Raw genomic sequence first — 25,623 nt, 5'->3', positions numbered from 1 at the left:
CGATTACTTTTGGCGTGCTTGTTTGATGGCGTTGTAAACGTGTTCTGGTGTGGCTGGTATTGGAAGAGTGGGGGCTTTTCCATTATTTGCCATGTGGGCAATCGCATTACGGATGGCACACCATACCGATATCGCCAACATGAACGGCGGCTCCCCCACCGCTTTCGAGTGGAAGATGGTTTGTTCTCGGTTGGCTCGGTTCTCGACTAAGCGAGTGTTGAAGATCGTTGGGGTATCGGTGACGGTCGGGATCTTGTAGCTCACTGGGCCAGCTGTCACCAGTTGCCCCTTATCATCCCAAACTAACTCTTCTGTGGTTAGCCAGCCCATTCCTTGAATGAACCCACCTTCAATCTGACCAATATCAATCGCTGGATTTAAAGATGCACCGACATCGTGAAGTATCTCTGTGCGCAGTACTTTGTATTCGCCGGTGAGGGTATCGATAATGACTTCGGAGCAGGAAACGCCGTAAGCGTAGTAATAGAAAGGGCGACCGCGCGCTTTCTCGTAGTCATAATAGACCTTCGGCGTACGATAGAAGCCCGTCGCCGCGAGAGAAATTTGGTTGAGCCAACAAAGCTCACACAGCTTGGCAAACGTTATGGACTGTTTGGTGCCGAGTAAAATGCTGCCGTTGTTGAACACGACCTCCTCCGTCGCGACGTTGAAGTGGGAAGCGGCAAAGTTGGCCATACGTACTTTGATCGTCATCGCGGCCTGCTGCGCCGCTTTGCCATTGAGGTCTGCCCCTGATGACGCCGCCGTTGCAGAGGTGTTTGGGACTTTCTCAGTATTGGTTGCTGTGATTTGAATGGTGTTGATGTCAACGTTGAACGTTTCTGCGACGACTTGCGCGACTTTGGTGTTCACTCCTTGACCCATTTCCGTCGCACCGTGATTAAGGCAAATGCTGCCATCGGTGTAGACAATAATAAGCGCACCGGCTTGGTTAAGGAAACTCGCCGTAAAGGAAATACCAAACTTCACTGGCGTTAAGGCGATGCCTTTTTTTAATATCGGACTGGAGGCGTTGAACTCGGTGATGGCTTTACGCCTCGCCTGATAGTCACACGACGCTTCTAGATCAGCCGTCATCTCATGGAGGAAGTTATCGGTCACTTTTTGGTAGTAGTGAGTTTCGTTGCGACCTTCCCCTGCGTAATAATTGGCTTTGCGTACGTCCAACGGGTCTTTACCCAGTTGATAGGCGATGCTATCCATCACATGTTCAATGGTGACCATGCCCTGCGGGCCACCGAATCCCCGGAATGCCGTGTTGGATGCCATATTGGTTTTCAAGCAGTGTCCGGTCACCGTGGCGTTGCCAAGGTAATAAGCATTATCTGCATGGAACATGGCACGATCGACAATCGCGCGGGAAAGATCCGGTGAGTGTCCGGCATTGGCGCAGAGTGCCAGTTCGATCCCTTGAATCACGCCGTTATCATCAAACCCCACTTTATATTGATTGAAGAAGGGATGACGCTTGCCCGTGATCATCATGTCCTCTCGACGTGGCAGGCGAAATTTCACGGGCTGCCCGGTTTGCGTAGCCATTATTGCGGCGATACAGGCGGGAAATGCGGCCTGTGTTTCCTTACCGCCGAACCCGCCTCCGATCCGGCGTACTTCGGTTTTCACTTTGTGCATGGGGATATTTAATACCGAAGCCACGAGTTTTTGTATTTCCGTCGGATTTTGCGATGAAGAATAGACGATGACGCCCCCATCTTCGGTAGGGATTGCGCTGGAAACCTGTGTTTCCAAATAGAAATGTTCCTGCCCACCTATGCATAATGAGCCTTCCAGTACATGTGGTGCGAAGGCAATCGCTCCTGTGGCGTCGCCCCGTTTCTGGGTGTGGCTATCGGCAACAAACAGTCCTTCCGCTAGCGACTGCTTGGCATCTAGCAAGGCGGGAAGCGGCGCGTATTCGACAATGGCGGCATTGGCTCCTTTTCGAGCATTGTCGAGGCTGTTGGCGGCAACCGCAATCACGGGCTGACCAATGTAAACCACCTTTTCGTCAGCGAGTAATGGATCGCCAGGGAGGATCGTACCGATATCGAGTTTGCCTGGAACATCATGCGCAGTGATGACCGCTTGCACGCCTGGCACCTTGTAGCAAGGAGACACATCCAGTTTCGTGATGGTCGCATGCGCGTGTGGGCTCATAAGGGCATAAACGTGGAGTTGATTGGGATACTCGGCGCGATCGTCAACATAGAGTGCTTCTCCGGACACCTGTTTTTTTGCACTGTCATGTTTGACTGGCTTACCGACACCGGTGACCAATGTCGCTTTTGCTGAAGAGGCTGGGTATTTTTTACTCTTGGACGAGGGCGTTTTATGGGGCATAGTGAATGACCCTCGTATCAATGGCTTGGTTGTTTCTGGCGTAGCTCAACTCGATGTACATCCGGTATAGCAGGTTCTTGGCGAGCTCTGTGCGGTACTCCTTGGTTGCTCTGAAATCAGAAATGGGAGAAAAAACCTGTTCTAACGCCGTCATGGCAGCATGTACTGAAACCTGTGAGAGTGGCTTTCCGATTAAGGCTTGTTCACATTGCTTGGCTCGAGCAGGAATGGCCGCCATACCACCGAACGCAATACGCGCATCAGTAATCGTGTCGTTATTTAGGGTCAGCAGGAATCCGCCACACACGGCGGAGATATCATCATCAAAACGTTTGGACACTTTGTACGCTTTAAAGGTTTGGTCTTTTTGCGGTTTAGGCACTTGAATCGTCTGAATAAATTCCGAGGGTTGGAGCTCTGTGACTCTGTAATCGTTAAAGAAATCTTCTAGCGCGATTTCACGCACGTAATCACCTCGTCTTAAAATCAGTGTGGTTCCAAGTGCGATCAACAATGGCGCAGTATCTCCGACCGGGGAGGCGTTAGCGATGTTGCCACCCATGGTTCCTTGGTTTCGGATTTGCAGAGAAGCAAAACGTTGAAGCAACGCGCCAAAGTCGGGATAGTGCGGCGCTAGAGAGCGATGAATGTCGGTAAAGGGTACATTTGCACCAATTTCGATATGGGTCTCGGTTTGATTGATGGTTTTCATATCCTCGACGTGACCAAGATAAATGAGCTTTTCGATACGGTGGTGTGCCTGCGTGACCTCCAATGCCAAATCGGTTCCGCCTGCAAACAGTTTTGCGTTCGGGTGAGCGATGAGAACTTGGGCGAGTTCATCACAACTTGTCGGTGAAAAGGCGATCTTTCCATCGACATGATGCTCAAGTTGCGGCTTTTCGATGGCGTTCAATTTATCGATGGTCTCTTTTTCGTACTTGAGAAAAGCGTCACGAATAGGCGTTTGCTGGCTCAGCGACAGGGCGGCGTCAATGATTGGGCGATAGCCAGTGCAGCGACAAAGATTACCGGTTAGCGCTAGGGCGATTTCTTCTTTGTTGGCGTGCGGGGTGTTTTTAATCAGCGCAAACATCGACATAATAAAGCCTGGCGTGCAGAAGCCACATTGGCTGCCGTGAAAATCGACCATTGCTTGCTGAACTGGGTGGAGTCTCTTTGCGCTTTTTAAGTCTTCTACTGTGATTAATTGTTTGCCATGTAGCGCAGAAACAAAGGTTAAACATGAATTCACACTTCGGTACTCGAGTTGTCCGTCAATGATTTCACCTAACACCACCGTGCAGGCTCCGCAATCGCCTGAACCGCATCCTTCTTTCGTACCGGTTTTTCGTGCATGCTCGCGGAGATAGTTCAATACCGTCAGATTAGGAGAAATATCGTCTTCTTCCATCAAGGTCTGGTTTAAGAGAAAACGGATCACAAGACCTCCACGATACTTTTACCACCATTGCTTACAAGCTAGTCATTCCTTTACAGATGGTCAAATTCGTATCAGGCAACTGTCTGAATTATAGGTTCGCGTCAATCTGGGTATAACGGGGGAATCGATAAAAAGATAACTGGCGAAGATGACGTTAGAAACGGGTCACTTAGTTTATTGACGAAGACGATTAAAATCACTTTGCAAAACGTGAAAAATCAGTTTGTTACTTTTTTGTGGGCAATTCGACGATTTAACTGCGGAACAGGTGCTAAAGTTATCTCATAGTTGCTTAAGATTTGAGCAATCATTACATCGAAATAACTCAAGCGAAAGAGGTCTTTATGTTAGGCGAAAATCACTCATTAACTCATGAATTCCCAGAGCACTTAGATACCATCAATCAATTAGTAGCAAGTGACGCCTCATTTGCTGAAACGGCAAAAAACTACAATGCGCTAGATAAGGAGATAAGGGAACTAGAATTACGCGGAAATCCTATTGATGACAATGAAATGAATACGCTTAAACACAACAGAGCGGAACTTAAAGATTGGCTGCATTCTAAAATCATGAGTGCATAGCAGAGCCCTTGATATTACAGATAGCGGCTCGGCCATCGAGCCGCTTGCCCCTCTTCTTTATATCTCTTCACTCCGTTGTATTTCTCTCTACATCTCTATTTTTAATCTATCGGAAGATGTCCCGTTTTTACCCAAATAACGGTTTCTTGTTCGACAAATGGAAAGTGTTCACTCATATGTGGGCTACGAAGCCAAGTGTGTTTTGGATAGGTGCCAAATTCATCCTTGAACGCCCCGGAAAGTACCAATATTTCTTCTCCACCAAAGTGTCGATGAGGTTGAAAACGCTCTCCTTTGGGCCATTTGACTAACGCAACATGCTCATGCTCAACGTTGTGTAAAGGCAGCACTTTTAGATTCCCTATGCCAGGCAGCCATTCTGCAGCTGTGGTGTTGATGCGCACGGTTTTAAGGTCGCTGGGAGCAAACTGATTCAGCTTGACCAGAATAACGCAACCTTCTTTACTAAACGGAGCGTGGTGGCTTCCAGGCGGATTGCGAAGGTAGGTGCCAGCAGGGTAGTCCCCCTTTTCATCTGAAAAGACACCCTCAAGAACCAGGATCTCTTCGCCGAGCGGATGAAAATGCGTGGCGAAAGCGGAGTTCGCTTCGTATTTCACGATGCTGGTAGTATGGCCGGATTCTTTTGACTCCCTCTCTAGCGGCTTTCGCCAGACTCCAGAGGCTGGACTACTTACCCACTCTTCATTCCCTGTATTGATAACGATGCGCTGAGAAAAATCCATATTTAGCATGATCAGGCTCCAGTAATGTTGAGAGGCTTTGGATGACCGTTGTCACTTGACTAACGTTTAAGTTTTTCTGTTGAAATTTCTTACCCAAGTTTGACTAGGAAGAACAGTAACATAGGTCTGATAATACCAAATTGACATTTATCGACCTTGATTAGTTCTCTACTGGCTTCCAGAATATTCCTATTGTTGCATTATAAGAATATCAAACTACGTATGGAAAATCGCCAACTTGCCATGCGTTGAATAAAGCAATTTTTTAATCTGTACACTTAAGGAAGGCCAAATGAAACAAGAAAAAGTAGCAGTCGTTACTGGTGCGGCTCGTGGTATCGGTCAGGCAATTTGTGAACAACTTATTGAGGACGGTTTCCATGTCGTTGGGCTAGATATTTCTCCGATAGACTGGAGCGACTCTGAACAACTATCTCATTATCAAGTAAACCTGTGTGATGCAAAGGCAGTGAATGAAGTCGTGGGTAGTATTATTAGTCAACATCAATCTATTGATGTTTTGGTCAATAATGCTGGAATCACGCGTGATGCGTTGCTACCAGACATGCTAGAGCAAGACTGGGATAGCGTTATCGATGTGAACCTAAAAGCCGTGTTTTTGCTGACTCAGTGCGTTGCGCCTGTCATGTTAGAGCAAGGGAGCGGAAGTGTGGTCAATATAGCGTCTATCGTTGGTACTGACGGTAACATTGGGCAGAGTAATTACGGTGCGAGTAAAGGCGGTGTGATCGCCATGAGCAAAGGTTGGGCGAAAGAACTCGCCAGAAAAGGGGCGCAAATACGCGTGAACTGTGTCGCTCCCGGTTTTATCTCTACCGATATGACAAGAAGTTTACCGGAGAAAGTCATTCAAATGATGGAAGGGAAAACCCCATTAGGGCGAATGGGGTCGGTTCAGGATATTGCTAATGGCGTATCTTTCCTAGCTTCCGATAAGAGTGCCTATATCACGGGTCAAGTGCTCAAGATTGACGGCGGTTTAGTGCTTTAAACAGCGAAACATAGCTCAATTAATAGACGCCCTTCACTTTGATGGGCGTTTTCCTGTGGTAATTAGCCTACCTTTTACGCACGTAAGTCGTTTGCACCAACGTATCTAACACGATTTCGCTCTTGGTGACTTTAAAGTTCAATGGTTGCTCCAGTTTGCCGAACAAGGGAGCGCCGCCGCCAAGTAGGATAGGGAAGCGGGTTATCACTATTTCATCGATAAGATCTTCTTTTAGGAAGTTCTGAATCGTCACACCTCCGTCGATGTATAACTCTTTAAAGCCTTTTGCATTCAAATCAGCAAGCACGTCTTTTAGCTCGCCCTTTACTAAAAAGACTTTGTCTTCGTAGCCCTGTGGCACTGTTGTCATGGTGTTACTGAGTACGAAGACAGGTTTGCGGTAAGGCCAGTCGCAATCAAAACTCAGTACCACATCTAAGGTATTGCGCCCCATGACTAAGCCATCAATACGTTCCATCAAAGCGAAAAATCCGGTATCGACGTGGTCTGGATTTGGTACGGAATATAGCCAGTCGAGTTTACCTTGTTTATCTGCGATGTAACCGTCCAGACTGGTCGCAATAAATACGATGTTTGCCATGAGTACCTCATCTAATGGGTTGTGCTTGAGCCAAGCTAAAGGTTAGTTTAAAATTAATTCTACAAAGTAGAATATTGGCGAGTTTATCGGGAAGATCAAATGTCTGTCAACGAAAAGAAGCGCGGAAGACCGACCGCAAAGCAGTCACTGTTAAGCGCAGAAAGTATTTTAGAGTCGGCTAAGTTATTGATGAAAAGGGATGGAAAGGTGCCAAGCATCCGCTCGTTGGCAATGCAATTGAATGTGGATCCTATGGCGATCTATCACTATTTCAAAAATAAGAATGCGTTGCTTGAAGCGCTCACCACATCGCTGGTGGAAGCCATTTATCGGCCCCAAGCGAGTGAAGATTGGCAAAGCGGCCTTAAAAGCCTGTGTGTTAGTTATATTAACCTGTTGCGTGAGTACAACGGGCTGTTGCAAACCATATTGAGTATGACATCCCATGGTCCGGCGCAAGTGTTCGCTGAGCGTTATCAATGGATTGTTGAGCCTTTGGGTTTATCTCGGCAAGTGGAGAAAGACAGTTTGGATCTATTGGCGGATTACCTGCACGGCTTTGCACTGTCGATCAGTTGTTGTCATGATGCAAGTTTGATTAAAACCGAGATGATGGATGGGCCGCTGAACTTGATTTGTTCATCACTATTGGTATCAAGAACCTAGCTCATGTTAACGCTCTGAATCCTGCGTCTTGAAGTCACTCGGGTATATATCCTGAAAGAAATTCCCATAACCAAAGGTTCTAACTAAAAGAGATTGCAGGACTTTTAATTGGCGAATTCGACCTAATATCTTGAGGAGGCTTTATCGCATGTGGCGATGGGGACATCTGATAATGCTTACTGGCGCGATTAGGATGTCAGTTGGAAGATGCATTCAAACACAATAAGGGATAACAATGACTAACGAATACATTCCACCAAAAGTTTGGACAAACGATAACGAAAACGGCGGCCAGTGGGCGAGCATCAACCGTCCAGATTCAGGTGCAAGGCATGAACAAGCGCTCCCAGTTGGTGAGCACCCGTTCCAGCTTTACTCAATGGGTACACCAAACGGTCAGAAAGTAACGATCATGTTTGAGGAGCTTTTGGCGGCAGGCGTAACAGAAGCAGAATACGACGCATACTTGATCAAGATTGGCGATGGCGACCAGTTTGGTTCTGGCTTTGTGTCCGTCAACCCGAACTCGAAGATCCCAGCGCTGGTTGACCGCTCGGGTGATGAGCCAGTAAACGTGTTTGAGTCTGGCAATATCTTGTTCTACCTAGCGGAGAAGTTTGGTCACTTCCTACCAAAAGAAGGCGCACAGCGTGCTGAAGTAATGAACTGGTTATTTTGGTTACAAGGTTCTGCGCCATACCTTGGCGGTGGTTTTGGTCACTTCTACGCGTACGCACCAGAGAAATTCGAGTACCCAATCAACCGCTTTACGATGGAAGCAAAACGTCAGCTAGACGTACTGGATAAGCGCCTTGCGGGCAATGAATTTCTAGGTGGTGACAAGTACAGTATTGCAGACATCGCAACTTGGCCTTGGTACGGAAATTTGGTGCTAGGGCGTTTGTACGATTCAGCAGAGTTTTTGGACGTCGTGAGCTATAAGAATGTCGTGCGTTGGGCGAAAGCGATTGATGAACGTGAAGCCGTTAAGCGTGGCCATATTGTAAACCGAACATGGGGAGAGGAGTGGGAACAAGCAGCGGAACGTCACAGCGCTGCGGACATCGACACCGTACTTGCAAAAAAGCCCGACTAGTTAATGCGTTAGGCTAGATAACAAAACGAGCGCTCGAACGGCGCTCGTTTAGATTTTTTAGTAGTTAGCGAGCCACTGCGTGTTTTGCGGCTGTATCTTGATAAGCTGGCAGCTCTGACCTTAAGCCCTTAATGAGGCTCACACACATCACCAATAGTACTAGCGTAAACGGCAATCCCGTTGCGACCACGCCTGATTGCAACGCTTGCAGCGCTTCTTTACCACCAATCCAAAGCATCACCGCTGCGATCGACCCCTCGATACAAGCCCAGAAGATACGTTGTGGTACAGGAGCATCAATCTTACCGCCAGCCGTAATGCTATCAATGACCAGAGAACCAGAGTCTGAAGAGGTGATAAAGAACACCAAAATGAGAACAATGGACAATACAGAGATGATCGAGCTGTAAGGCAGGGCATCATAAACATGGAATAGAGTCAGGGAAATATCAGTTAGGCCATGTGCACCTAATTCACCGACCTTGTTCACTACTTGGTCTAGTGCAATACCACCGAATACGGACATCCAAACCAGCGTCACGACGGTAGGGATAACGATAACGGCGAAAATAAACTCACGGACGGTACGCCCCTTAGATACTCGCGCAATGAACATGCCAACGAATGGCGACCACGATACCCACCATGCCCAGTAGAAAACGGTCCAGCCATGCATCCAGTCCGTATCTTCTCGACCATGTGGGTTACTTAGCGCAACAATATTTTGAGCATAAGCCACTGTGCTATCCCAAATAGAAGCCACGGCAACGTCGAAACTAATGAAAATAACGAATGCCAGTAGGGCAAAGGCCACAATCATATTGATGTTACTCAGTAGCTTAACACCACCGTCGATACCACGAATGACCGATAGCACGGCAATAAAGGTGACAAAAGCGATGACAATGATCTGCATACCAATGCCACCCTCTAAACCAAATACGTGATTAATACCGCTAGTCGCTTGTTGCGCGCCTAAGCCGAGTGACGTGGCGAGACCAAATAATGTCGACAGTACTGCCAAAATATCAATGATGTGACCTAACCATCCCCAAGCTCTATCACCAAATAAAGGATAAAACGCTGAGCGTAATGACAGTGGTAGTCCCTTATTATATGCGAAGAAGGCAAGAGAAAGTGCAACAATGGCGTAAATGGCCCAGCCGTGGATGCCCCAATGGAACATGGTCGCGCCCATCGCGAGTGATTTTGCTTCATCACTGTACGCCTCGGCGTTGAGTGGGGTGCCGAACCAGTTAGTAAAGTACGCGGTTGGCTCTGCAACGCTCCAGAAAAGGAGACCAATTCCCATACCTGCTGCAAACAGCATCGAAAGCCAAGAAATGGTTGAATGTTCAGCGCGCGCCTCTTTACCTCCAATTCTGATTTTACCAAGCGGAGAAAATAGAATGGCGATAGCGAATAAGATGAAGAAGTTTGTTGACCACATAAAGAACAGATCAAAGTCTGCGATGATGCCGTTTTTCAAGCCGTTTAAGGCTTCACGAGCAGTGGCGGGATCAACAATAAGAAGAGAAATAAGGCAAAGGATCACAAGGCCTGCGCTAATCCCAAAGACTGGGTTGTGGATATCAAACCCCCACTTTTGTACGTTGTCTTGGCCAACCTGATAATCGGTAGTTTCGATACTATATTTTTTGAGTGCATTATCCATAAATACAACATGTACGCTTTTTAATGTGTCTTTCTTGTGCAAGAAAAACACTAAAACCGCCCTCCGTTTGTTTTGAGTTCTAATTAAAAATGTGACGGAATGATAATGTTTTATGTAACGATATGCAAATAATGAGCGTTTTGTGCGGTATTTTATGTGTGAGTGCGCAATGGTAATCGTTTGATGTGTAATTTTTTTTGGTTTGGTTCTTGGAGGGGGGGGCACCGTGAACGATGAGGTTACCGACGTGTAATCGTATATTGATGTTCAAACTCTTTTGTTGTTGCAGTTTCTGAGCGAAGGATTTTTTTATAAGTAATTTTCAATCAACTTCGCATTCTTTTCGACAAAGATCGAGTAAACGTAACCAATCGTAACGGAGCTGCTGTAACTGAGCAGCGTTTCAATATACTCGTCTTAGTTTGTAAGCCAAAGAATGCTGCTATGAAAAAAAATTTAGTATTTAATGCGTCGTTAGTCACAGCCCTGACGACCATCTCCACTCCTCTTTTTGCTGCTCCGACCGTGGTACCAAATGCGCCAGAGTTAAGCTCACGTGGCTATGTATTAATGGATTATCACACCGGTACGGTGTTGGTAGAACGTGATGCGGATAAGCGTCTCAACCCTGCAAGCTTGACCAAGTTGATGACAGCTTATGTCGCAGGCCAAGAGATGAAATCTGGCAGCATCAGTCTGGATGATGAAGTGGTGATCAGCCGCAATGCATGGGCGAAGAACTTCCCTGATTCTTCGAAAATGTTCATTGAAGTGGGGACGTCTGTCTCTCTGTCTGAACTTTATCGTGGGTTGGTGGTGCAATCGGGTAACGATGCCAGTGTGGCGATTGCCGAGCACGTTGCAGGCAGCGAGGTGGGTTTTGTCGGCTTAATGAATAGCTGGGCGAACCAACTTGGTTTGTCGAACTCGGCGTTTACCAATCCGCACGGCTTAGACAGTGATGGTCTGTATTCAACCCCTCGTGATATTGCGACGTTAGGCCGTGCAATCATTCGTGACTTGCCCGATATTTATCCAATGTACAGTGAAACGTCGTTTACTTATAACGGAATCACGCAATACAACCGCAACGGATTGTTACGCGATCGCAGTATGAATGTTGATGGCATGAAGACAGGTTACACCAGCGGTGCAGGTTACAGCTTAGCTACCTCAGCGACGAATGGTGACATGCGATTAGTTGCTGTTGTTATGGGCGCAAAGAGCCCCAGTGTTCGTGAATCAGAGAGCAAACAGCTGTTGAGTTACGGTTTCCGTTTCTTCGATACAGTCGTGCCAACCAAAGCGGGTAAAAAAATGGCCTCGGCTCGTGTATGGATGGGGGATCAAGACGAGCTGAAAGTCGGCGTTGAACGCGATGTTTATCTCACTTTGCCAAAAGGTAACGTGAACAAGCTAGAAGCCGAACTGGAGTACAACAGTGACTTAATCGCGCCCATTCAAAAAGACCAAGTGGTTGGTAAAGTGGTGTACAAAGTGGGCGATGATGTTGTGAAAGAGACCGAACTTGTGGCACTTGAGCCAGTAGAAGAGGGCGGTATCTTTAAACGCTTGGTGGACTGGGTTAAACGCTTGGTATTAAGTTGGTTCTAATCACTCGACAAATTTAGTCAGGCGGCCAAAACGGTCGCCTTTTTATTTTGAGAACTCATAAAGAGATACATTCAGAATAATAACGGAGTGACACGTGTATAAGATTCTATCTTTGACATTAGCTTTTACGCTTGTAGGGTGTACCTTGCCTCAACAGCAGGCTGACAGCGGACAGTGCGTAGGGGTGATGTCATCGCAAGATGCTTACGGCTACCTAAACCCGAGCCACTACACCATGCAAGTACTGGCGTTAAAGCAAGAGAAAGATGTGAAAGAGTACATTCGCTACATCGATCCGAAGCATCCAGTTTGGGTGAACTGGAAAAACAGCCGAGGCACTCGTTGGTACACGGTGACCGTTGGTGACTTCAGAACCAAGCAAGACGCATACGATGCGTTGTCATCGTTACCAAGTCGCGTAAAGCAGTCGGCCCCATTTGTACTCAGTTTTGCTGAATTACAAAGTAAGCAAGAGACCAGCGTAGTGAGAATGCGTTAACTCAGAAACAAAAAAACGGAAGCTGAAAAGCTTCCGATTGAATTAAGTTATTGATTTATAGTAATGCGAGGATGGTTTCTGCATTGCTCACTTCAAACGTTTGTGGTGCTTCGACGTTTAAATTCGTGACGACGCCGTTGTCGATGAGCATGGCGTAACGCTGTGAACGTATGCCACCAAAACCTCCGGTATCCATCTCTAAACCAAGTGCTTTAGTAAAGCTCGCATCCCCGTCGCCCAACATCATTATTTCATTTGCGTTTTGTGCTTCTCCCCAAGCTTGCATCACAAAGGCATCGTTGACAGAAACGCAAGCAATTAGGTCGACGCCTTTGGCTTTTAGCTGGTCTGCCAAGACGACATACCCAGGTAAATGGGCTTCAGAACACGTTGGCGTGAATGCGCCCGGTACCGCAAACAGGACAACCTTTTTGTTGGCAAAAAGTTCGCTCACTTGATGGTTCACCATGCCATCCGTCGTCAGTTCACTAAGAGTTGCAGCAGGCAGTGTTTGGCCTTGTTTAATCATGATTATCTTCCTTTTGTGTATGCTTTGTTCCGCTCACTCAGTCTAGCGCCAAAATCAACATGATCAAAATGTACGGAATCATAACGTCTTACATGGACTATTCCTCAGTGGCTTTGGCTGGTGTCTGGGGCTGTGTTTGTGGTGACAGAAGGCTATTGCGAATGATGTTACTTAGTGAGTGGCTAATGTGTTCCCAGTTAGTGAACGCGATGATGAGTGCCAATATCACCATGCTTTGTGAAGAAAAAGGCCACAAAGTAATAAAGCAAACACCAGGTGAATATGGGAACTTCTCTACTCTTGCGCTTGATGAACTGCGACTTCATGGATCTACCATAGCAAATAGAGTATGAAAATGGCGAGCGCTATAGTGACTGAAAATAGGTAACCGCTGAAGTATTCGGAATTTAAAATCACCATCATGGTGTCGTTAGGGGGGGGGACAAGTTTATATCAATGTTTTTTAAATGGTAGTGCCAGTGGGTGCGAGTAGATAAGCACCGAAAAGCATAAACAAAGAGAACTTTATTGGCACCATCAAGATCGCATATATCACGCGACCTATGGCTTTTATGACGTTCATAGTTATCCCTTTTGTCGATGTTAAGAGGGTAAACGTTGAGCGGGTGATTATTGTTTCTAGTTCGTCATCACATTCGCAAAATAGTATAAAAACCTCTATAAGTTGGTTTATATATAATTTAAGTTAAACTTATTTTAGTGGTTATTTTTCTTGGTTAACATTAAGTATGAAGCACTCAGATTACAGTTTAATCCCCACGTTTGTCGCGATAATGGAAGAGAGAAATTGCACCAAAGCGGCGTTACGGTTAGTCGTAAGCCAGTCAGCGGTAAGCCAAGCTGTGGTAAGACTAAGGAAGGTGTTTAGTGATGCGTTATTTTTTTGTGAGAGTCACGGTGTTGCGCCAACGGTTTTTGCTCAAATCGACCCGACGCTCGCGAGTGCTGTGGAAAATATCGCGTACATGCAGCCAGAGCACTCAAGGTTTGAGCCGCTGGAATGCAATAAACGCTTTGTCATTTCTTCTTTGAGTGGGTTGGCTTAAAGTTAATTGTGCATTACTCATTGTGAACTGAGAAGGGGTGGCGATACCTTGCACATCGATATTTAGCTGAGAGGAATAAAGAACAGAAAATGGAGGGTTCGCTTATTAGAGTTCAAACAATTTATCAAATGCTCTTTGCTCCATGATATCTTCAATTTTTCGGCGTGTTTGTTGTTTTAAAATTGCTTCGCTTTGCTCAGATTCTTTCTTTTCCTGTGCTACCTGTTTTTTACTTTTTCTAGCCATTTGAGTACCTTTTAAATTTGCTGTATTTCAATACTATATTAATGCATTAAAATGGATTTACTTGATAGTAAAACTTCCTAACTTTGAACCCGAGTCACACAGTATGCTACCTGAGTGAGTTTTCTCACAATATTTAAAATCAATGAGATAGCAAGCAGATTGAAGTTTTCTTAGTATGTGTCGTCTTAAAATATCACTATTGAGTTGGTGTATTTTGGCACACCAAGAAATATTCGGCTTTGTTAAATTGAATTCAATCTCTAACATTTAATCTCCTGTTTCTTGGATATTTTTTCTTTGTTCAATAATTGAAACCAGTGTTTTTGACGACTTGTTCTTTTAGACATAATCTTTCCTAAAAATAATTTAATAAATATATAGCACCTAACTTATTGTAGGCAGCATTAAGCCAAGCAAAAATGTTTGCTTAGTGTTGGTTGTGAGACATTTTGAAGGGGAGAGAGTTTGGTGCCGCATGGACATGCAGCACCAAGAAAAGCGATATTATAGAGGGGTAACTTCAGTCGCTTGAGGACCTTTTTTACCATCTTCTACGTTAAAGCTTACTTTCTGACCTTCAGTCAACGTTTTGAAACCGTCAGCAACGATAGCGTTGAAGTGTACGAATACATCTTGACCGCCATTGTCTTGAGAAAGAAAACCGAAACCTTTAGTTTCGTTGAACCATTTTACTGAACCAGTTACTTTACCAGACATAAAAACCTCTGAATTTAAACAAAAATATATGAATTATGATGGTTCTTTTTTAAGCTATTGAATGTGCAATCAAGAGGAAGTTTTACGCAGGTGTCTGAATTGAGTGATTCAGGGGGGTACTGAGAGGGAACTTAAACTAAATGTAGCATTAACAGCTCTTTTCTAAGAGCCAGAGCGCACTATACAGGGTGTTTAAAAAATAGCTACAATTATTTTAAATTATATTTAACTAACTTTAATTAGTTATTCCACCGAGCGATGGCGTCTCTTCCAGCGATAATACCTAGCTTATAGGCATCATGCAATGGTTCAGGAGAACGACTGAGGCGTTTAAGCCTAAAAGTCTCTGGAGGACAAACTTGAATGATCTCTACGCCCACAGGGGGATTCTGAATAAGTTGTAAGGACTGGTTGTAGCGAATATGGCGAGTGAGCATTGGCTCAATTAACGCTGGCGTATCTTTTAACATGCGTTTAGTGAGAGCATTAAACTTGCTTTTTGATTTACGATAACTGGCTGGACGGCTTCGGAGGATCATGATTTTAGTTGCACCTCTTTTAATGGCTTCTGCAATTGGAATGGCATCTGTAACTCCCCCATCGACGTATTTTGTCTTGCCTAATGTGACGCCGTTACGGTAAAGAATCGGCAGTGCACTGCTTGCTTTCATCGTTTCAGCCAGCATATCGATTGTGGGAGTATGATACTCGGCTTGTCCGTTATCTTGGCGAGTCACACCAAGGAAGAAAGGCCGAGGGTCTGCAGCGAGAGTGGTATGATCAATACCAAGCTCATTTAGTGTGATTTCCCATATCCAGTCCAAATCCATCATATCTCCGCCACGCAGCAATTGAGTTGGTGAGATGAATTCTTTGCGTAAGCTGTAATCGAGATAAATCTTCAGATTTCTGCCTGGCATTTTAGCTAGGTAAGCCGCTAGATTACTGGCTCCAGCAGATACTCCCCAAAAACTGTCGAATGGAGAAAAATTTTCGGTTAGAAAACGATCGAGTATGCCGCATGAAAATACGCCGCGCATTGCGCCACCTTCAACAATCAGTGCATGAGGGCCTACCAGTTTCATCCGATCCTTCCGTTAACTATCCTTTTATTGGGAAAGTAGCTTAATAGATCTGAGCCAATTTAGGGAAGAGGAAATCGAACGATGGTCATCATAATGTGGCGTGGGAACGCTTTTGAGCTTTGCTGAGGGGGAAATAGTAAAAAAGCAGAGCACCGAAATGCTCTACTTTTTAGAATTATAAGCTTGATATAATTTGCGTTATTGGCAGTTGTGTAAAGGCGTAGGTGATGCCAACACAGAATGCCGCTCCGGTGACTCCGGCGCCGGCCGTTGTTGCAAGTAAGAGAAGAGTTATTTTAGGCATTTAAGAATAAACGCCTTCTCGTAGATTGGGTAAACGAACCCATTGGCTTCCTGATAGAGCTTGAAGCCGTATCCAAATGCCGCGTTATATATTTTTTCATCCCCAAACCCTCAACTTGTTATCATTAGCAGAGTAAACAGTACAGTACCAATAGTGCTTATTTATCAGGTTTATCATCAATGTGAGAAATACACAAACATTACCCATAACGCGGTTAACGCAAGTAATGGCGTGAACACTTTTTGAATTGATGCGCCATCGGTTAAATCGTAAATCACGATCGATTCGTTGTAGAACGAGCGTTTGAATGAACCAAAGCTAATTTCATTTTTTACATCAGATTTCTCGTAATGTTTACGTGCCGAATCTGCCATTTGAGACTCAAGGTCTTGCATTTCATATTCTTTGTTAAAAAACGCATCCCACGCAGAAAGGCGAGCAATAGTTTTTGGCGAACGGTTGCCTTTTAGCTTTTCTACACGTTTTGAGTAAGCAGCTTGATATTTATCCACGATAAATTCCTACATGAATAGACTGTTGTGTAGAACAAAGCGTTAAATGATCTACTCAGTGGTTGTAAAAGTGAAAACTGGAAAAAAATGGAACTTTTACTTTTGTAGGTCATGGACTACTTAGAAGTGCGGCATTTGATTATTAAAGAGCATAAAAAGGAATCTCATTCCTTCATGCGGCGAATGATATGGTCAGCTCTTGGATGCGACAAACAAAATAAATTGGTCAACATAACAAGCAACGTTTGTTGCGCTGAAGTTGGAATTGCGTACTGGGTGAACAGAATAGGGGTTATTTTTAGAGGAAGTTTAGGGGAGTGGAACGAAATGCGCGGCTTAATTTAAAAGCCGCCCTGCAGTAGACGGCTTTCTTGTCGATTTAATCGTGAATCGGCACGACTAAAATATCTACCGGGCATTTATTGATGAGATGTCTTGAGTAAGAAATAATTTTGCTCCAGAAGTCGTGGTGGTGCCCACAAATGAGCAAATCGACTTCTTCTTCTTTGATGGTGATTTCAAGTTTATCCGCTAAGTCACCAGTCCCAACCAAAAAACGTTTAAGTGGGTGATCTATGTAGTCACCGAAGCTTCTCAAGCACTCCATTGAATGTTCGCTTAGCGGTCTGTTGTCAGGGTATTTTACGATGTCGACTAGCTCTGGATAAATCTCGCCGTGTGTACCGTCAATGTGAATAAATGAAATCTCGGAACCGAGATAGTTTGCCATTGAAACAGCTCTATCGATCAACACAGTACTCTCATCAGACAGTTCCAGTGCGACAAGAATATGTTTGTATTTCATAGCCACGCCCTTACGTACATTGCATTTATCTTAAGCATAGTATGGCTTCAGAAAAAAATGTGCCGAGAAGAGCTCGAAACTGCTTAAAGTTTTGTCAAATTATCATGTTACATTGCATAGAGAGAGTCTTTCGGACGTACTCATTTCGCGGGGACTAGTGCGCAATGAAAATAACCGCTTGTTTCTTTCTTAGTTGAATGAGTTGGAACCATGCCCCCAATCTGTAGTACAGTTTGTAAGATGCATGATGCGTTACAGAAGACCTTAAAAAAGAAATGGAAGTCTATGAAAAATAAAACCTTAGCACTGTTTACTGCCGTTACGATGACGGGCGTCTCATCCACTGTGCTTGCAGAAGATGCAACGCAACAGTTGGTTGAACATGTGCATGAAATGGCACTGAAGTATCCAATGACCAAAAAAGTTAATGTGGTTGATGAGTACTTTGGCACCAACGTGAGCGATCCGTACCGCTGGCTAGAAGATGACCGCAGCAAAGAGACCTCTGATTGGGTAAAAGCCCAAAATCAAGTGACATTTGATTACCTAGAGCAAGTGCCATATCGCAAGCTGATTGAAGCGCGCCTAACCAAGTTGATGGATTACGAAAAACTAGGACGACCATTTAAAGAAGGCAAATACACCTACTTCTATAAGAACGATGGTTTACAGAATCAGGACGTCCTTTATCGTCAATTCGGCAATGGTGAGCCTGACGTTTTTCTCGATCCCAACACCTTTAGCGAAGATGGCACCACCTCATTGGCAAATGTGAGCTTCACCAAAGATGGATCTCTAGTGGCGTACAGTATTTCAGAGGGGGGCAGCGACTGGCGAAAAGTGATCGTTCTCAATACGGAAACTAAGCAGCCCGTGGGTGAGACGCTAGTAGACATTAAATTCAGTGGTGTGAACTGGCTAGGTAACAATGGTTTCTACTATTCGAGTTACGACAAACCTGAGGGAAGTGAGCTGTCAGCGAAAACGGATCAGCACAAACTTTATTACCACAAACTGGGTACCAAGCAGAGTGAAGATAAGCTTATCTTCGGTGGTAAAGAGTCAGAGAAACACAGATACATTCGCGGCTATACCTCTGATGATCAACGATATTTGTTTATTTCAGCAAGTACTTCAACTTCGGGTAATAAGCTGTTCTTTAAAGATCTGACTAAGCCAGACAGTGCGCTGCAAACCATTGTGGATAATACCGAATCTGACACTTGGGTAATTGATAACAAAGGTACCACATTGTATTTGGTGACCAACCTCGATGCGCCTAATAAACGGGTCGTGACGGTGGATGCGAGTAACCCACAACCGAACCATTGGAACGACTTAATTCCAGAAACAGACAATGTGCTTAAACCATCGACCGCGGGTGGCACTTTGTTTGCGAGCTATATCGTGGATGCGTTATCCATGGTCAAACAATACGATATGAGCGGTAAGCTCATTCGAGAAATCAAACTGCCAGACATCGGCAGTGCTTACGGCTTTTGGGGTAAGAAAGAGGATGCAGAAGTCTATTACACTTTCACCAACTACAAGACGCCTAGCACCACCTATCGCCTAGGCATAGAAAACGGAGACAGCACGATCTACCACAAATCCGATGCGCCATTCAAACCAGAACAATTTGAATCTCAGCAAGTGTTCTACAAATCCAAAGATGGCACTAGGATTCCGATGATCATTACCTATAAGAAGGGGACGCCAATAGACGGCACAGCTCCGACTATCTTGTATGGTTATGGTGGTTTTAATGTCAGCTTAACGCCTTACTTCAGCCCAAGCCGAGCGGCGTGGCTAGAGCTCGGTGGCATTTATGCGGTAGCCAACATTCGTGGCGGCGGCGAGTATGGCAAAGAGTGGCACAACGCTGGTACAAAGATGCACAAGCAAAATGTGTTCGATGACTTTATTGCAGCAGCAGAATTCCTTATCGATAAAGATTACACATCTAAGGGAAAGCTGGCGATCAATGGCGGTTCGAACGGTGGTTTGCTTGTTGGAGCCGTAATGACGCAACGTCCAGAACTGTTTAAAGTGGCACTGCCAGCGGTAGGTGTATTGGATATGTTGCGCTACCACACTTTCACTGCTGGTGCTGGGTGGGCGTATGACTACGGCACCTCGGAACAGAGCAAAGAAATGTTCCAATATCTGAAAGATTACTCACCTGTGCATAATGTGAAACCTGGTGTTGAGTATCCAGCAACGATGGTCACCACAGGCGATCATGACGATCGCGTGGTTCCGGCACATTCCTACAAGTTTGCTGCCGAGTTGCAATCAAAACAGGCGGGTACTAACCCAACACTGATCCGTATTGAAACCAATGCTGGCCATGGTGCGGGGACCCCAACGAGTAAAATTATTGAAAAAACTGCCGATGTATACAGCTTTACGCTCTTTAATATGGGCGTCGAAAAACTGTAACCGTACCTTTCCCTTCTCAAACGCAGCTTATCGGGCTGCGTTTTTGTTTTGAAATCGAAGCTCTATGAACATTGAGCTGCCAGTTATTCTCCTTTGAACCCACCTTCATTTTTCATGGGGCAATATATAAGGCATTAGGCAAAATTAGCCCTGATTTGTATTGACGTCTATGACTTGGGTGTAGAATGCTGCGAGTTTTCAGTCGTGTTTTTAGGAATCTAAATGCATAAATCAGCAGGAATAATTATTAAAGACGGGGCGTTGTTGGTCTTGCGTTCAAAAGGCAAAGACACCTTCTACGCTCCGGGCGGGAAACTTGATAGTGGTGAAACACCAGAACAAGCGTTGTGTCGTGAACTACGAGAAGAAGTCGGTATTGCGGTTAGAGAAGGTGACTTAACGGCTTTTGGTCGCTTTGAGGCGCCCGCTCACGATAAAGTCGACGTGACTCTCATCATGGATGTATTTTTTGTTGATTCTTATGCTGGTCATGTTGTCGCAAGCAATGAAATCGAAGAGTGCAAATGGGTGGATTCTTCAAACGTAGATAACATTTCGATTAGCACGATTTTCCGCAATGATGTGTTCCATCAACTAGTTGTGCAAGGGTTAGTGAATTAGCCTGCTTTTAAATCACTGACAAAATTTAAAACGCCCACAATGCTTGTGAATTGTGGGCGTTTTGTTTTTTGAATCTTTTTCCAAAATTAAAGTTGACCTGTCTAAAACTCTACAGTTTAAGATGCTTTTATCAGCGCTGAGGAAACAAACATGTATCGGATATCGGAACTGGCAGAGATGCTGGGTTTGTCTCGCACCACATTGCTCTATTACGAGAAGATCGAACTGATAAAAGGGCAGCGGTTAAGCAATGGCTACCGTGTTTATAGTGATGCGGATTTACAACGTTTACGCTTGGTCCAGCAATTGCAAAGTGGTGGACTCACGCTTAAAGAGTGCAAAGCGTGTTTAGAGGCCAAAGTAGACCGCGAATTGATGTTAGAGAGGCTCAAGCAGCTTGATGAAGAGATCGAGCAAAAGCAGAAATCGCGTCAGTTGTTGGCGGCACTGCTTGGTGAAACGCCGTTAACCGAATGGCATGAATCTTTGGATGAAGTCGCGCCGGATGCGCACTTAAAATGGCTAATGACGCAAGGTTTTAGCGAGAAAGAAGCCCTTCACTTACGTTGGTTATCAAAAGACATGAATACTCACGAAGACTACATGGCGGACTTCTTCTGCGTATTTGAAACCTTGGAGTTCTGGGGCCCAGGCTCAGAGCAAGATACGTTAAAAGCGCTGAGTTTATTGCCAACGCAACCTGATGATATTCTTGAAATCGGCTGCGGGCAGGGCATTGCAACTCGCACCTTAGCAAAACACGCGCATGTCACTGCGGTGGATAACGATGCTCCATCGTTGCAACGCTTAAATGCTAAAGCACAAGCGCTTGGTTTGAGTAACAACATCACTACCGTGTGCGCTAGCATGACAGAACTGCCATTTTCTGAGGGTTCTAGCCAGCTAATATGGGCAGAAGGTAGCGCTTACATCATGGGCGTAGAAAACGCATTCAAAGCATGGCGTCCTTTGTTAGCTGGCGATGGCATTTTAGTGGTCAGCGATCTGGTGTGGAATACAGAAACGCCAAGCGAAGACACGGTGGCATTCTGGCAGAAAGAGTACCCAGATGTCAGCCGTGTAGAGAAGCGCATTGCGCAGGCGACAGCCGCAGGTTATCGAGTGTTAGAGACGTTTCCAATTAGCCAGCAGGCTTGGGACAACTACTACCAGCCTTTGGATGAACGAGTGCAAAGCTTGAAAGCCGAGATGTTGGAATCACAAGCACTAAAAGACATACAACGAGAAATAGACATCGTTAAACGCCGAGGCAATGAAGTGGCGTATCAGATGTTTATCCTACAAAGAGATTGATAAAAAATGAGCGCAGCGACTAATAAAAAAATAAACTACACACTTTCTCCATACGAGAAAACAATGAGCGGCGATATGATCGCGCTATTTACGCAAACATTCTCTGATTCAGAGGGTGAAGCAGAAGGTAAAACGATTGGTGCGCTAGTCAGTGATTTATTGACCACAACACCAGAGCAAGAGCTTCAAGGTTTTGTTGCTAAACAAGGTGAACGCTTAATCGCAGGCGTGTTGTTTACGCCATTACGTTTTGAAAATGGCGAAGTTGGCTACTTATTGTCACCAATGGCAACACTGACTGAATGTCAAGGTCAAGGTGTGGGGCAAGCTTTAATTCGCTTTGGTCTTAATCACTTGAAGCAGCAAGGGATCGAATTCGTGTTTACCTATGGTGATCCTAGCTTCTACTCGCGCGTTGGTTTCCAACAAGTGACGGAAGAGCAATTCAAAGCACCACATGCATTGAGTTACCCGCACGGTTGGTTGGCGCAATCACTGACGAATGAAACGTTAATGCCAATTGCTGGTGGCTCGTCTTGTGTACAAGGTCTAGATAACCCGAGCTATTGGTAACTTCTTACCACCAAGATGAGCATAAAAACGGAGCTCAAAGCTCCGTTGAATTTTATAGGGTAACTGTTAAGCCGTTAACCTGCACTCGGGATGTTTATATATTCTTCTAGAACTAACTGACTAATTTTAGCAATCACTTGATCACGGGCTTGCAGTGATAAATCGGTCTCAGTGATGTAAATACTGATAAAGACAGGTTTGTGGTTCTCTTTCCATATCATTGCGGTGATACCACGTGACCCAAAACCGCCTGCGCCTGAGCGATCGGCAATCGACCAGTCTTTAGGTAAGACAGAACGCATCAGAGAGTCAGACACTTTGTTATCTTGCATCCAGATCTTTAGTTGGGTACGAGATTCGTACGACAGTGCTTCACCTTCAAGCAGAGTATGTAGCGTGTTTACCATGGCGTTAGGTGTCGTGGTGTCTTGCTTATCTCCAGGTGTTGCTTCATTTAAACCGGGTTCATAGCGGTCTAAGCGTGTGGCTTTATCGCCAATAGAGCGTAAAAACAGCGTCACTGCTCTTGGGCCGCCTACGCTACGCAACACAATATTGGCAGCCGTATTGTCACTCATTAGCATTGCCGCTTCACATACGTGCTCTACTCGTGTTGTTTGTCCTGTCATTCGATCCATGACTGGTGACCAAACCACGATGTCGCGTTCTTCTACTTTTGCTGTGGCATTTTTATCTAATTTGCCACTATCCATGTCGTTTAACATGGTGGCACATGCGAGCGTTTTGAATGTGCTCATCATCGGAAAACGCTCGTCACCACGGTAATCCCAACGTTGGTCTGTCTGGGTATCCCAAACAGTCACGCCAATACGACCAGCGATGTGTTGCTCAATGGCGGCTAGATCCTCATTTAATTGGGCGGCGTAAGTTGCACTAGAAAAGGCCAGTAGTCCAAATAGCAGCAATAGCTTTTTCATTATCGATTTCTTAGTGTTATTTAATCAGGTTCGCACTTTGCGATAAGTAGGAGCACTATAACGAGTGAATGCTTTAATCACTGTTAGATTTTCGTCTTTTTTCTGTAGGAATCTTTGCATATGCCAAGCTTTGCCTGCTTTTACGTTTATTGACGTTGCTTTACACCTCGTTGGTTAAAGTAAAGTTGTCGATTAACGGAGAACCTCAGCATGAAAATGGTCCGCAATATGCCTTGGGTAATGGTCATCGTAATCACTCTGCTATGGATTACGCTGGAGCCGCAACTTTTCTCGTCAACGAATATCTTTGAGTGGCGCTCTGCCCTGATCCAATACTCAGGTATTTTGTCGCTGATGCTGATGTCGATCGCCATGGTGTTGGCGATGCGTCTGCCTATAGTGGAAAACTGGCTGCATGGCATGGACAAAGCTTATCGAGTGCACAAATGGCTCGGTATCGGTGGTGTTGCATTGGGCGTGGCGCACTGGCTTTGGTATCAAGTACCAAAATGGTTGGTAATATCAGGTGTAATGGCTAGACCGGTAAAACATTCAGGTGAAGGCCCTGCGGGTAACCTCTCTGGTATCGAGGCTTGGATTCATGGTTTGCGGGGCCTTGCTCAAGGCATGGGTGAATGGGGCTTCTACATGCTATTGGTTTTGCTGGTGGTTTCTTTATCGAGCGCAGTGAAGTACAAACCATTTAAACTCTCACACCGCTTGATGTCTGTGGCGTATCTGCTAACCGCTGTCCATTCCGTACTGCTGTTGAAACGCGCGTACTGGGGTGAGCCAATTTACTATTTGACCGTTGCTTTTGCTGTGATTGGCTCGATTTCTGCGCTATATAGTTTGCTTGGTTTTGTCGGACGCCGTAACAAACACTCAGCGATTGTGGCTTCTACACGTTATTTCTCGCAAGCGGAAGTCATGGAATTGGTTTTAACACCGGAAGCTTCTTGGCAAGGCCACAAAGCGGGTCAATTTGCTTATTTACGCTTTGGTGATGAAGATGCTCATCCGTTTACCATCGTATCAGGTAGTGAAAGCAACGAGTTACGTTTCTTAATTAAAGAGCTAGGTGACTTTACCACTGGGCTTTATGAACGAGTCCGAGCAGGCGATGTGGTGATGGTTGAAGGCCCTTATGGTCGTTTAGAGTTTGATTTAGACCAACCACAAATCTGGATCGCTGGTGGCGTGGGGATTGCTTCTTTCTTCGCGGCTTTAGAGGAGCTGAAAGCACAAATAGCGCATCCCAATATTCATCTGTTCTACTGTACTCGTGGTATTGACGGCCAGTTGGTCGATGAACTGTGGCACTTAGCGCACCAAGCAAACGTCAAATTGCACGTGATTGATACGTTGAAATCACCTCGTTTGAATGCTGAACGTATCATCGCACAATGCGGTGATTTGGATCAGTATGAAACGTATTTCTGCGGGCCAGAAGCTTTTTCAAAAACACTGAAAAAAGAGCTAGATACGTACCAATTCGATATTGAAAAGCGTTATCACGAAGAGCTATTCGTGATGCGTTAAAGAAACAGAGGCGCTGTAAAATTTGCGCCTCTTTTTTATTCTCTAGAGTTCTATTTTTTTGACCATGCCAGCTTCCGCATGACCTGGAATGTTGCACGCAAATTCAACGTTACTGTCGCCGTGGAAATGCCACAGCAGCTGTTTTGCTTTGCCCGGTTCAACCGTGACAGCGTTACCTGAGTCGTGCATGTGGTCGCCGCTCATGTTCTTCATCATTTCACGGTGTTCTAATTGTTCTTTCGCTGAGCCGATGCTGAATTCGTGATTGATTTTACCTGTGTTCATTACCACAAATTGCACCACGTCATTTGGCTCAATCTTAACGTCTTTCTTGAACTTAATCGTCATGTCATCGCTCAAAATAACGTGTACGACTTTGTCTGGTTTTGCTCCCATCGCTGGCATACCAACAGTGGACATCCCGGGCATGTCCATCATGTTGGAGTGATCCATTTTGCTGTGGTCCATTTCACCATGATTCATGCTGCCATGATCCATATTATCGTGGCTCATATTATTATGATCCATATTGGAATGGTCCATTTGAGCGAAAGCGCCGGTCGTTGTTAGAGTGAGCGCTAGAGTAATGAGTGTTTTTTTCATTGTGAATATCCTTTGTAGCATCTAAGT

General features: G+C 45.2%; 27 protein-coding genes. 13 read left to right on the top strand and 14 right to left on the bottom strand.

What is annotated here, in order from left to right:
• Nucleotides 1-3 precede the first annotated feature (3 nt).
• On the bottom strand, nt 4-2,361 hold the full coding sequence (gene xdhB / locus AK965_RS15330; protein WP_099080423.1) for a xanthine dehydrogenase molybdopterin binding subunit: 2,358 nt from the start codon (nt 2,359-2,361) through the stop codon (nt 4-6).
• Nucleotides 2,351-3,805, bottom strand: coding sequence for a xanthine dehydrogenase small subunit (gene xdhA / locus AK965_RS15325; protein ID WP_099080422.1), 1,455 nt, complete (start codon nt 3,803-3,805; stop codon nt 2,351-2,353). Before xdhA ends, xdhB begins: the two co-directional genes overlap by 11 nt.
• Before the next feature lie 344 nt (nt 3,806-4,149).
• On the opposite strand from xdhA, the gene AK965_RS15320 reads away from it, so the two are divergent.
• Nucleotides 4,150-4,389, top strand: coding sequence for a YdcH family protein (locus tag AK965_RS15320; protein ID WP_099080421.1), 240 nt, complete (start codon nt 4,150-4,152; stop codon nt 4,387-4,389).
• 101 nt (nt 4,390-4,490) lie between these two features.
• Here the strand turns inward: AK965_RS15320 and AK965_RS15315 are convergent, their stop codons facing one another.
• A complete protein-coding gene (locus AK965_RS15315; protein WP_099080420.1) occupies nt 4,491-5,144 on the bottom strand; it encodes a cupin domain-containing protein in 654 nt (217 codons plus the stop codon).
• Between the two features lie 283 nt (nt 5,145-5,427).
• Here AK965_RS15315 and AK965_RS15310 point away from each other — a divergent pair, with 283 nt between their 5' ends.
• Entirely contained in the window at nt 5,428-6,147 is a 720-nt protein-coding gene (locus AK965_RS15310) for a beta-ketoacyl-ACP reductase (protein WP_099080419.1), read from the top strand.
• 67 nt (nt 6,148-6,214) lie between these two features.
• Here AK965_RS15310 and AK965_RS15305 read toward each other — a convergent pair whose 3' ends face one another.
• Entirely contained in the window at nt 6,215-6,748 is a 534-nt protein-coding gene (locus AK965_RS15305) for a dihydrofolate reductase family protein (protein WP_099080418.1), read from the bottom strand.
• A 99-nt stretch (nt 6,749-6,847) separates the two neighbouring features.
• On the opposite strand from AK965_RS15305, the gene AK965_RS15300 reads away from it, so the two are divergent.
• Together AK965_RS15300 and yghU are read left to right on the top strand one after the other, a co-directional pair.
• Nucleotides 6,848-7,414, top strand: coding sequence for a TetR/AcrR family transcriptional regulator (locus AK965_RS15300; RefSeq protein ID WP_099080417.1), 567 nt, complete (start codon nt 6,848-6,850; stop codon nt 7,412-7,414).
• Nucleotides 7,415-7,649: 235 nt separating this feature from the next.
• Nucleotides 7,650-8,510, top strand: coding sequence for a glutathione-dependent disulfide-bond oxidoreductase (gene yghU, locus AK965_RS15295; RefSeq protein ID WP_099080416.1), 861 nt, complete (start codon nt 7,650-7,652; stop codon nt 8,508-8,510).
• Nucleotides 8,511-8,574: 64 nt separating this feature from the next.
• Here the strand turns inward: yghU and AK965_RS15290 are convergent, their stop codons facing one another.
• A complete protein-coding gene (locus AK965_RS15290) occupies nt 8,575-10,185 on the bottom strand; it encodes a BCCT family transporter (protein ID WP_099080448.1) in 1,611 nt (536 codons plus the stop codon).
• A gap of 444 nt (nt 10,186-10,629) precedes the next feature.
• Here AK965_RS15290 and AK965_RS15285 point away from each other — a divergent pair, with 444 nt between their 5' ends.
• Both AK965_RS15285 and AK965_RS15280 read left to right on the top strand, forming a co-directional pair.
• The gene (locus AK965_RS15285; RefSeq protein ID WP_099080415.1) at nt 10,630-11,799 is read left to right on the top strand and encodes a D-alanyl-D-alanine carboxypeptidase family protein; all 1,170 of its coding nucleotides are present in this window, start codon (nt 10,630-10,632) and stop codon (nt 11,797-11,799) included.
• Nucleotides 11,800-11,893: 94 nt separating this feature from the next.
• Entirely contained in the window at nt 11,894-12,298 is a 405-nt protein-coding gene (locus tag AK965_RS15280; RefSeq protein WP_099080414.1) for an SPOR domain-containing protein, read from the top strand.
• Between the two features lie 55 nt (nt 12,299-12,353).
• Here the strand turns inward: AK965_RS15280 and AK965_RS15275 are convergent, their stop codons facing one another.
• Complete coding sequence (locus AK965_RS15275; protein ID WP_099080413.1) at nt 12,354-12,827, bottom strand: peroxiredoxin; 474 nt, start codon at nt 12,825-12,827, stop codon at nt 12,354-12,356.
• A 92-nt stretch (nt 12,828-12,919) separates the two neighbouring features.
• On the opposite strand from AK965_RS15275, the gene AK965_RS20505 reads away from it, so the two are divergent.
• Together AK965_RS20505 and AK965_RS15265 are read left to right on the top strand one after the other, a co-directional pair.
• Nucleotides 12,920-13,180, top strand: a complete 261-nt coding sequence (locus tag AK965_RS20505; protein ID WP_172438168.1) for a hypothetical protein — start codon at nt 12,920-12,922, stop codon at nt 13,178-13,180.
• Between the two features lie 396 nt (nt 13,181-13,576).
• Nucleotides 13,577-13,894 carry a LysR family transcriptional regulator gene (locus AK965_RS15265; protein WP_253252706.1) on the top strand — a complete coding sequence of 106 codons (318 nt, stop codon included), beginning with the start codon at nt 13,577-13,579 and terminating at the stop codon, nt 13,892-13,894.
• A gap of 105 nt (nt 13,895-13,999) precedes the next feature.
• On the opposite strand, the gene AK965_RS15260 is transcribed toward AK965_RS15265, so the two are convergent.
• The 6 genes from AK965_RS15260 to AK965_RS15230 all read right to left on the bottom strand — a co-directional run bounded on the left by AK965_RS15260 (nt 14,000) and on the right by AK965_RS15230 (nt 17,563).
• Nucleotides 14,000-14,140, bottom strand: a complete 141-nt coding sequence (locus AK965_RS15260; RefSeq protein ID WP_099080412.1) for an adenosine deaminase — start codon at nt 14,138-14,140, stop codon at nt 14,000-14,002.
• A gap of 57 nt (nt 14,141-14,197) precedes the next feature.
• Nucleotides 14,198-14,407: a hypothetical protein gene (locus AK965_RS20740; protein ID WP_099080411.1), complete on the bottom strand. Its 210-nt coding sequence runs from the start codon at nt 14,405-14,407 to the stop codon at nt 14,198-14,200.
• A 237-nt stretch (nt 14,408-14,644) separates the two neighbouring features.
• Complete coding sequence (locus tag AK965_RS15250) at nt 14,645-14,857, bottom strand: cold-shock protein (protein WP_099080410.1); 213 nt, start codon at nt 14,855-14,857, stop codon at nt 14,645-14,647.
• 239 nt (nt 14,858-15,096) lie between these two features.
• Complete coding sequence (locus AK965_RS15245) at nt 15,097-15,942, bottom strand: patatin family protein (protein ID WP_099080409.1); 846 nt, start codon at nt 15,940-15,942, stop codon at nt 15,097-15,099.
• Between the two features lie 480 nt (nt 15,943-16,422).
• Nucleotides 16,423-16,758, bottom strand: coding sequence for a hypothetical protein (locus AK965_RS15240; protein ID WP_099080408.1), 336 nt, complete (start codon nt 16,756-16,758; stop codon nt 16,423-16,425).
• A 379-nt stretch (nt 16,759-17,137) separates the two neighbouring features.
• Nucleotides 17,138-17,563: a universal stress protein gene (locus AK965_RS15230; RefSeq protein ID WP_099080406.1), complete on the bottom strand. Its 426-nt coding sequence runs from the start codon at nt 17,561-17,563 to the stop codon at nt 17,138-17,140.
• 285 nt (nt 17,564-17,848) lie between these two features.
• Between AK965_RS15230 and AK965_RS15225 the strand changes: the two genes are divergently transcribed.
• The 4 genes from AK965_RS15225 to AK965_RS15210 all read left to right on the top strand — a co-directional run bounded on the left by AK965_RS15225 (nt 17,849) and on the right by AK965_RS15210 (nt 22,513).
• Nucleotides 17,849-20,005, top strand: coding sequence for a prolyl oligopeptidase family protein (locus tag AK965_RS15225; protein WP_099080405.1), 2,157 nt, complete (start codon nt 17,849-17,851; stop codon nt 20,003-20,005).
• Between the two features lie 222 nt (nt 20,006-20,227).
• Complete coding sequence (locus AK965_RS15220; RefSeq protein WP_099080404.1) at nt 20,228-20,626, top strand: NUDIX domain-containing protein; 399 nt, start codon at nt 20,228-20,230, stop codon at nt 20,624-20,626.
• Nucleotides 20,627-20,776: 150 nt separating this feature from the next.
• Nucleotides 20,777-21,940 (top strand): MerR family transcriptional regulator, encoded by a 1,164-nt coding sequence (locus AK965_RS15215; protein WP_099080403.1) that lies wholly within the window; start codon nt 20,777-20,779, stop codon nt 21,938-21,940.
• Nucleotides 21,941-22,003: 63 nt separating this feature from the next.
• Nucleotides 22,004-22,513, top strand: a complete 510-nt coding sequence (locus tag AK965_RS15210) for a GNAT family N-acetyltransferase (protein ID WP_253252705.1) — start codon at nt 22,004-22,006, stop codon at nt 22,511-22,513.
• Between the two features lie 74 nt (nt 22,514-22,587).
• Here AK965_RS15210 and blaCARB read toward each other — a convergent pair whose 3' ends face one another.
• Nucleotides 22,588-23,451 carry a CARB/PSE/RTG family carbenicillin-hydrolyzing class A beta-lactamase gene (gene blaCARB, locus AK965_RS15205; RefSeq protein WP_099080401.1) on the bottom strand — a complete coding sequence of 288 codons (864 nt, stop codon included), beginning with the start codon at nt 23,449-23,451 and terminating at the stop codon, nt 22,588-22,590.
• A gap of 210 nt (nt 23,452-23,661) precedes the next feature.
• Between blaCARB and AK965_RS15200 the strand changes: the two genes are divergently transcribed.
• Nucleotides 23,662-24,993: a ferric reductase-like transmembrane domain-containing protein gene (locus AK965_RS15200; protein WP_099080400.1), complete on the top strand. Its 1,332-nt coding sequence runs from the start codon at nt 23,662-23,664 to the stop codon at nt 24,991-24,993.
• Between the two features lie 42 nt (nt 24,994-25,035).
• Here the strand turns inward: AK965_RS15200 and AK965_RS15195 are convergent, their stop codons facing one another.
• Nucleotides 25,036-25,596 (bottom strand): cupredoxin family protein, encoded by a 561-nt coding sequence (locus AK965_RS15195; RefSeq protein ID WP_099080399.1) that lies wholly within the window; start codon nt 25,594-25,596, stop codon nt 25,036-25,038.
• Nucleotides 25,597-25,623 lie beyond the last annotated feature (27 nt).

This window comes from Vibrio sp. PID17_43 (assembly GCF_002608565.1).
Taxonomy (GTDB): domain Bacteria; phylum Pseudomonadota; class Gammaproteobacteria; order Enterobacterales; family Vibrionaceae; genus Vibrio.
This window is presented reverse-complemented; position numbering and strand designations above follow the sequence as displayed.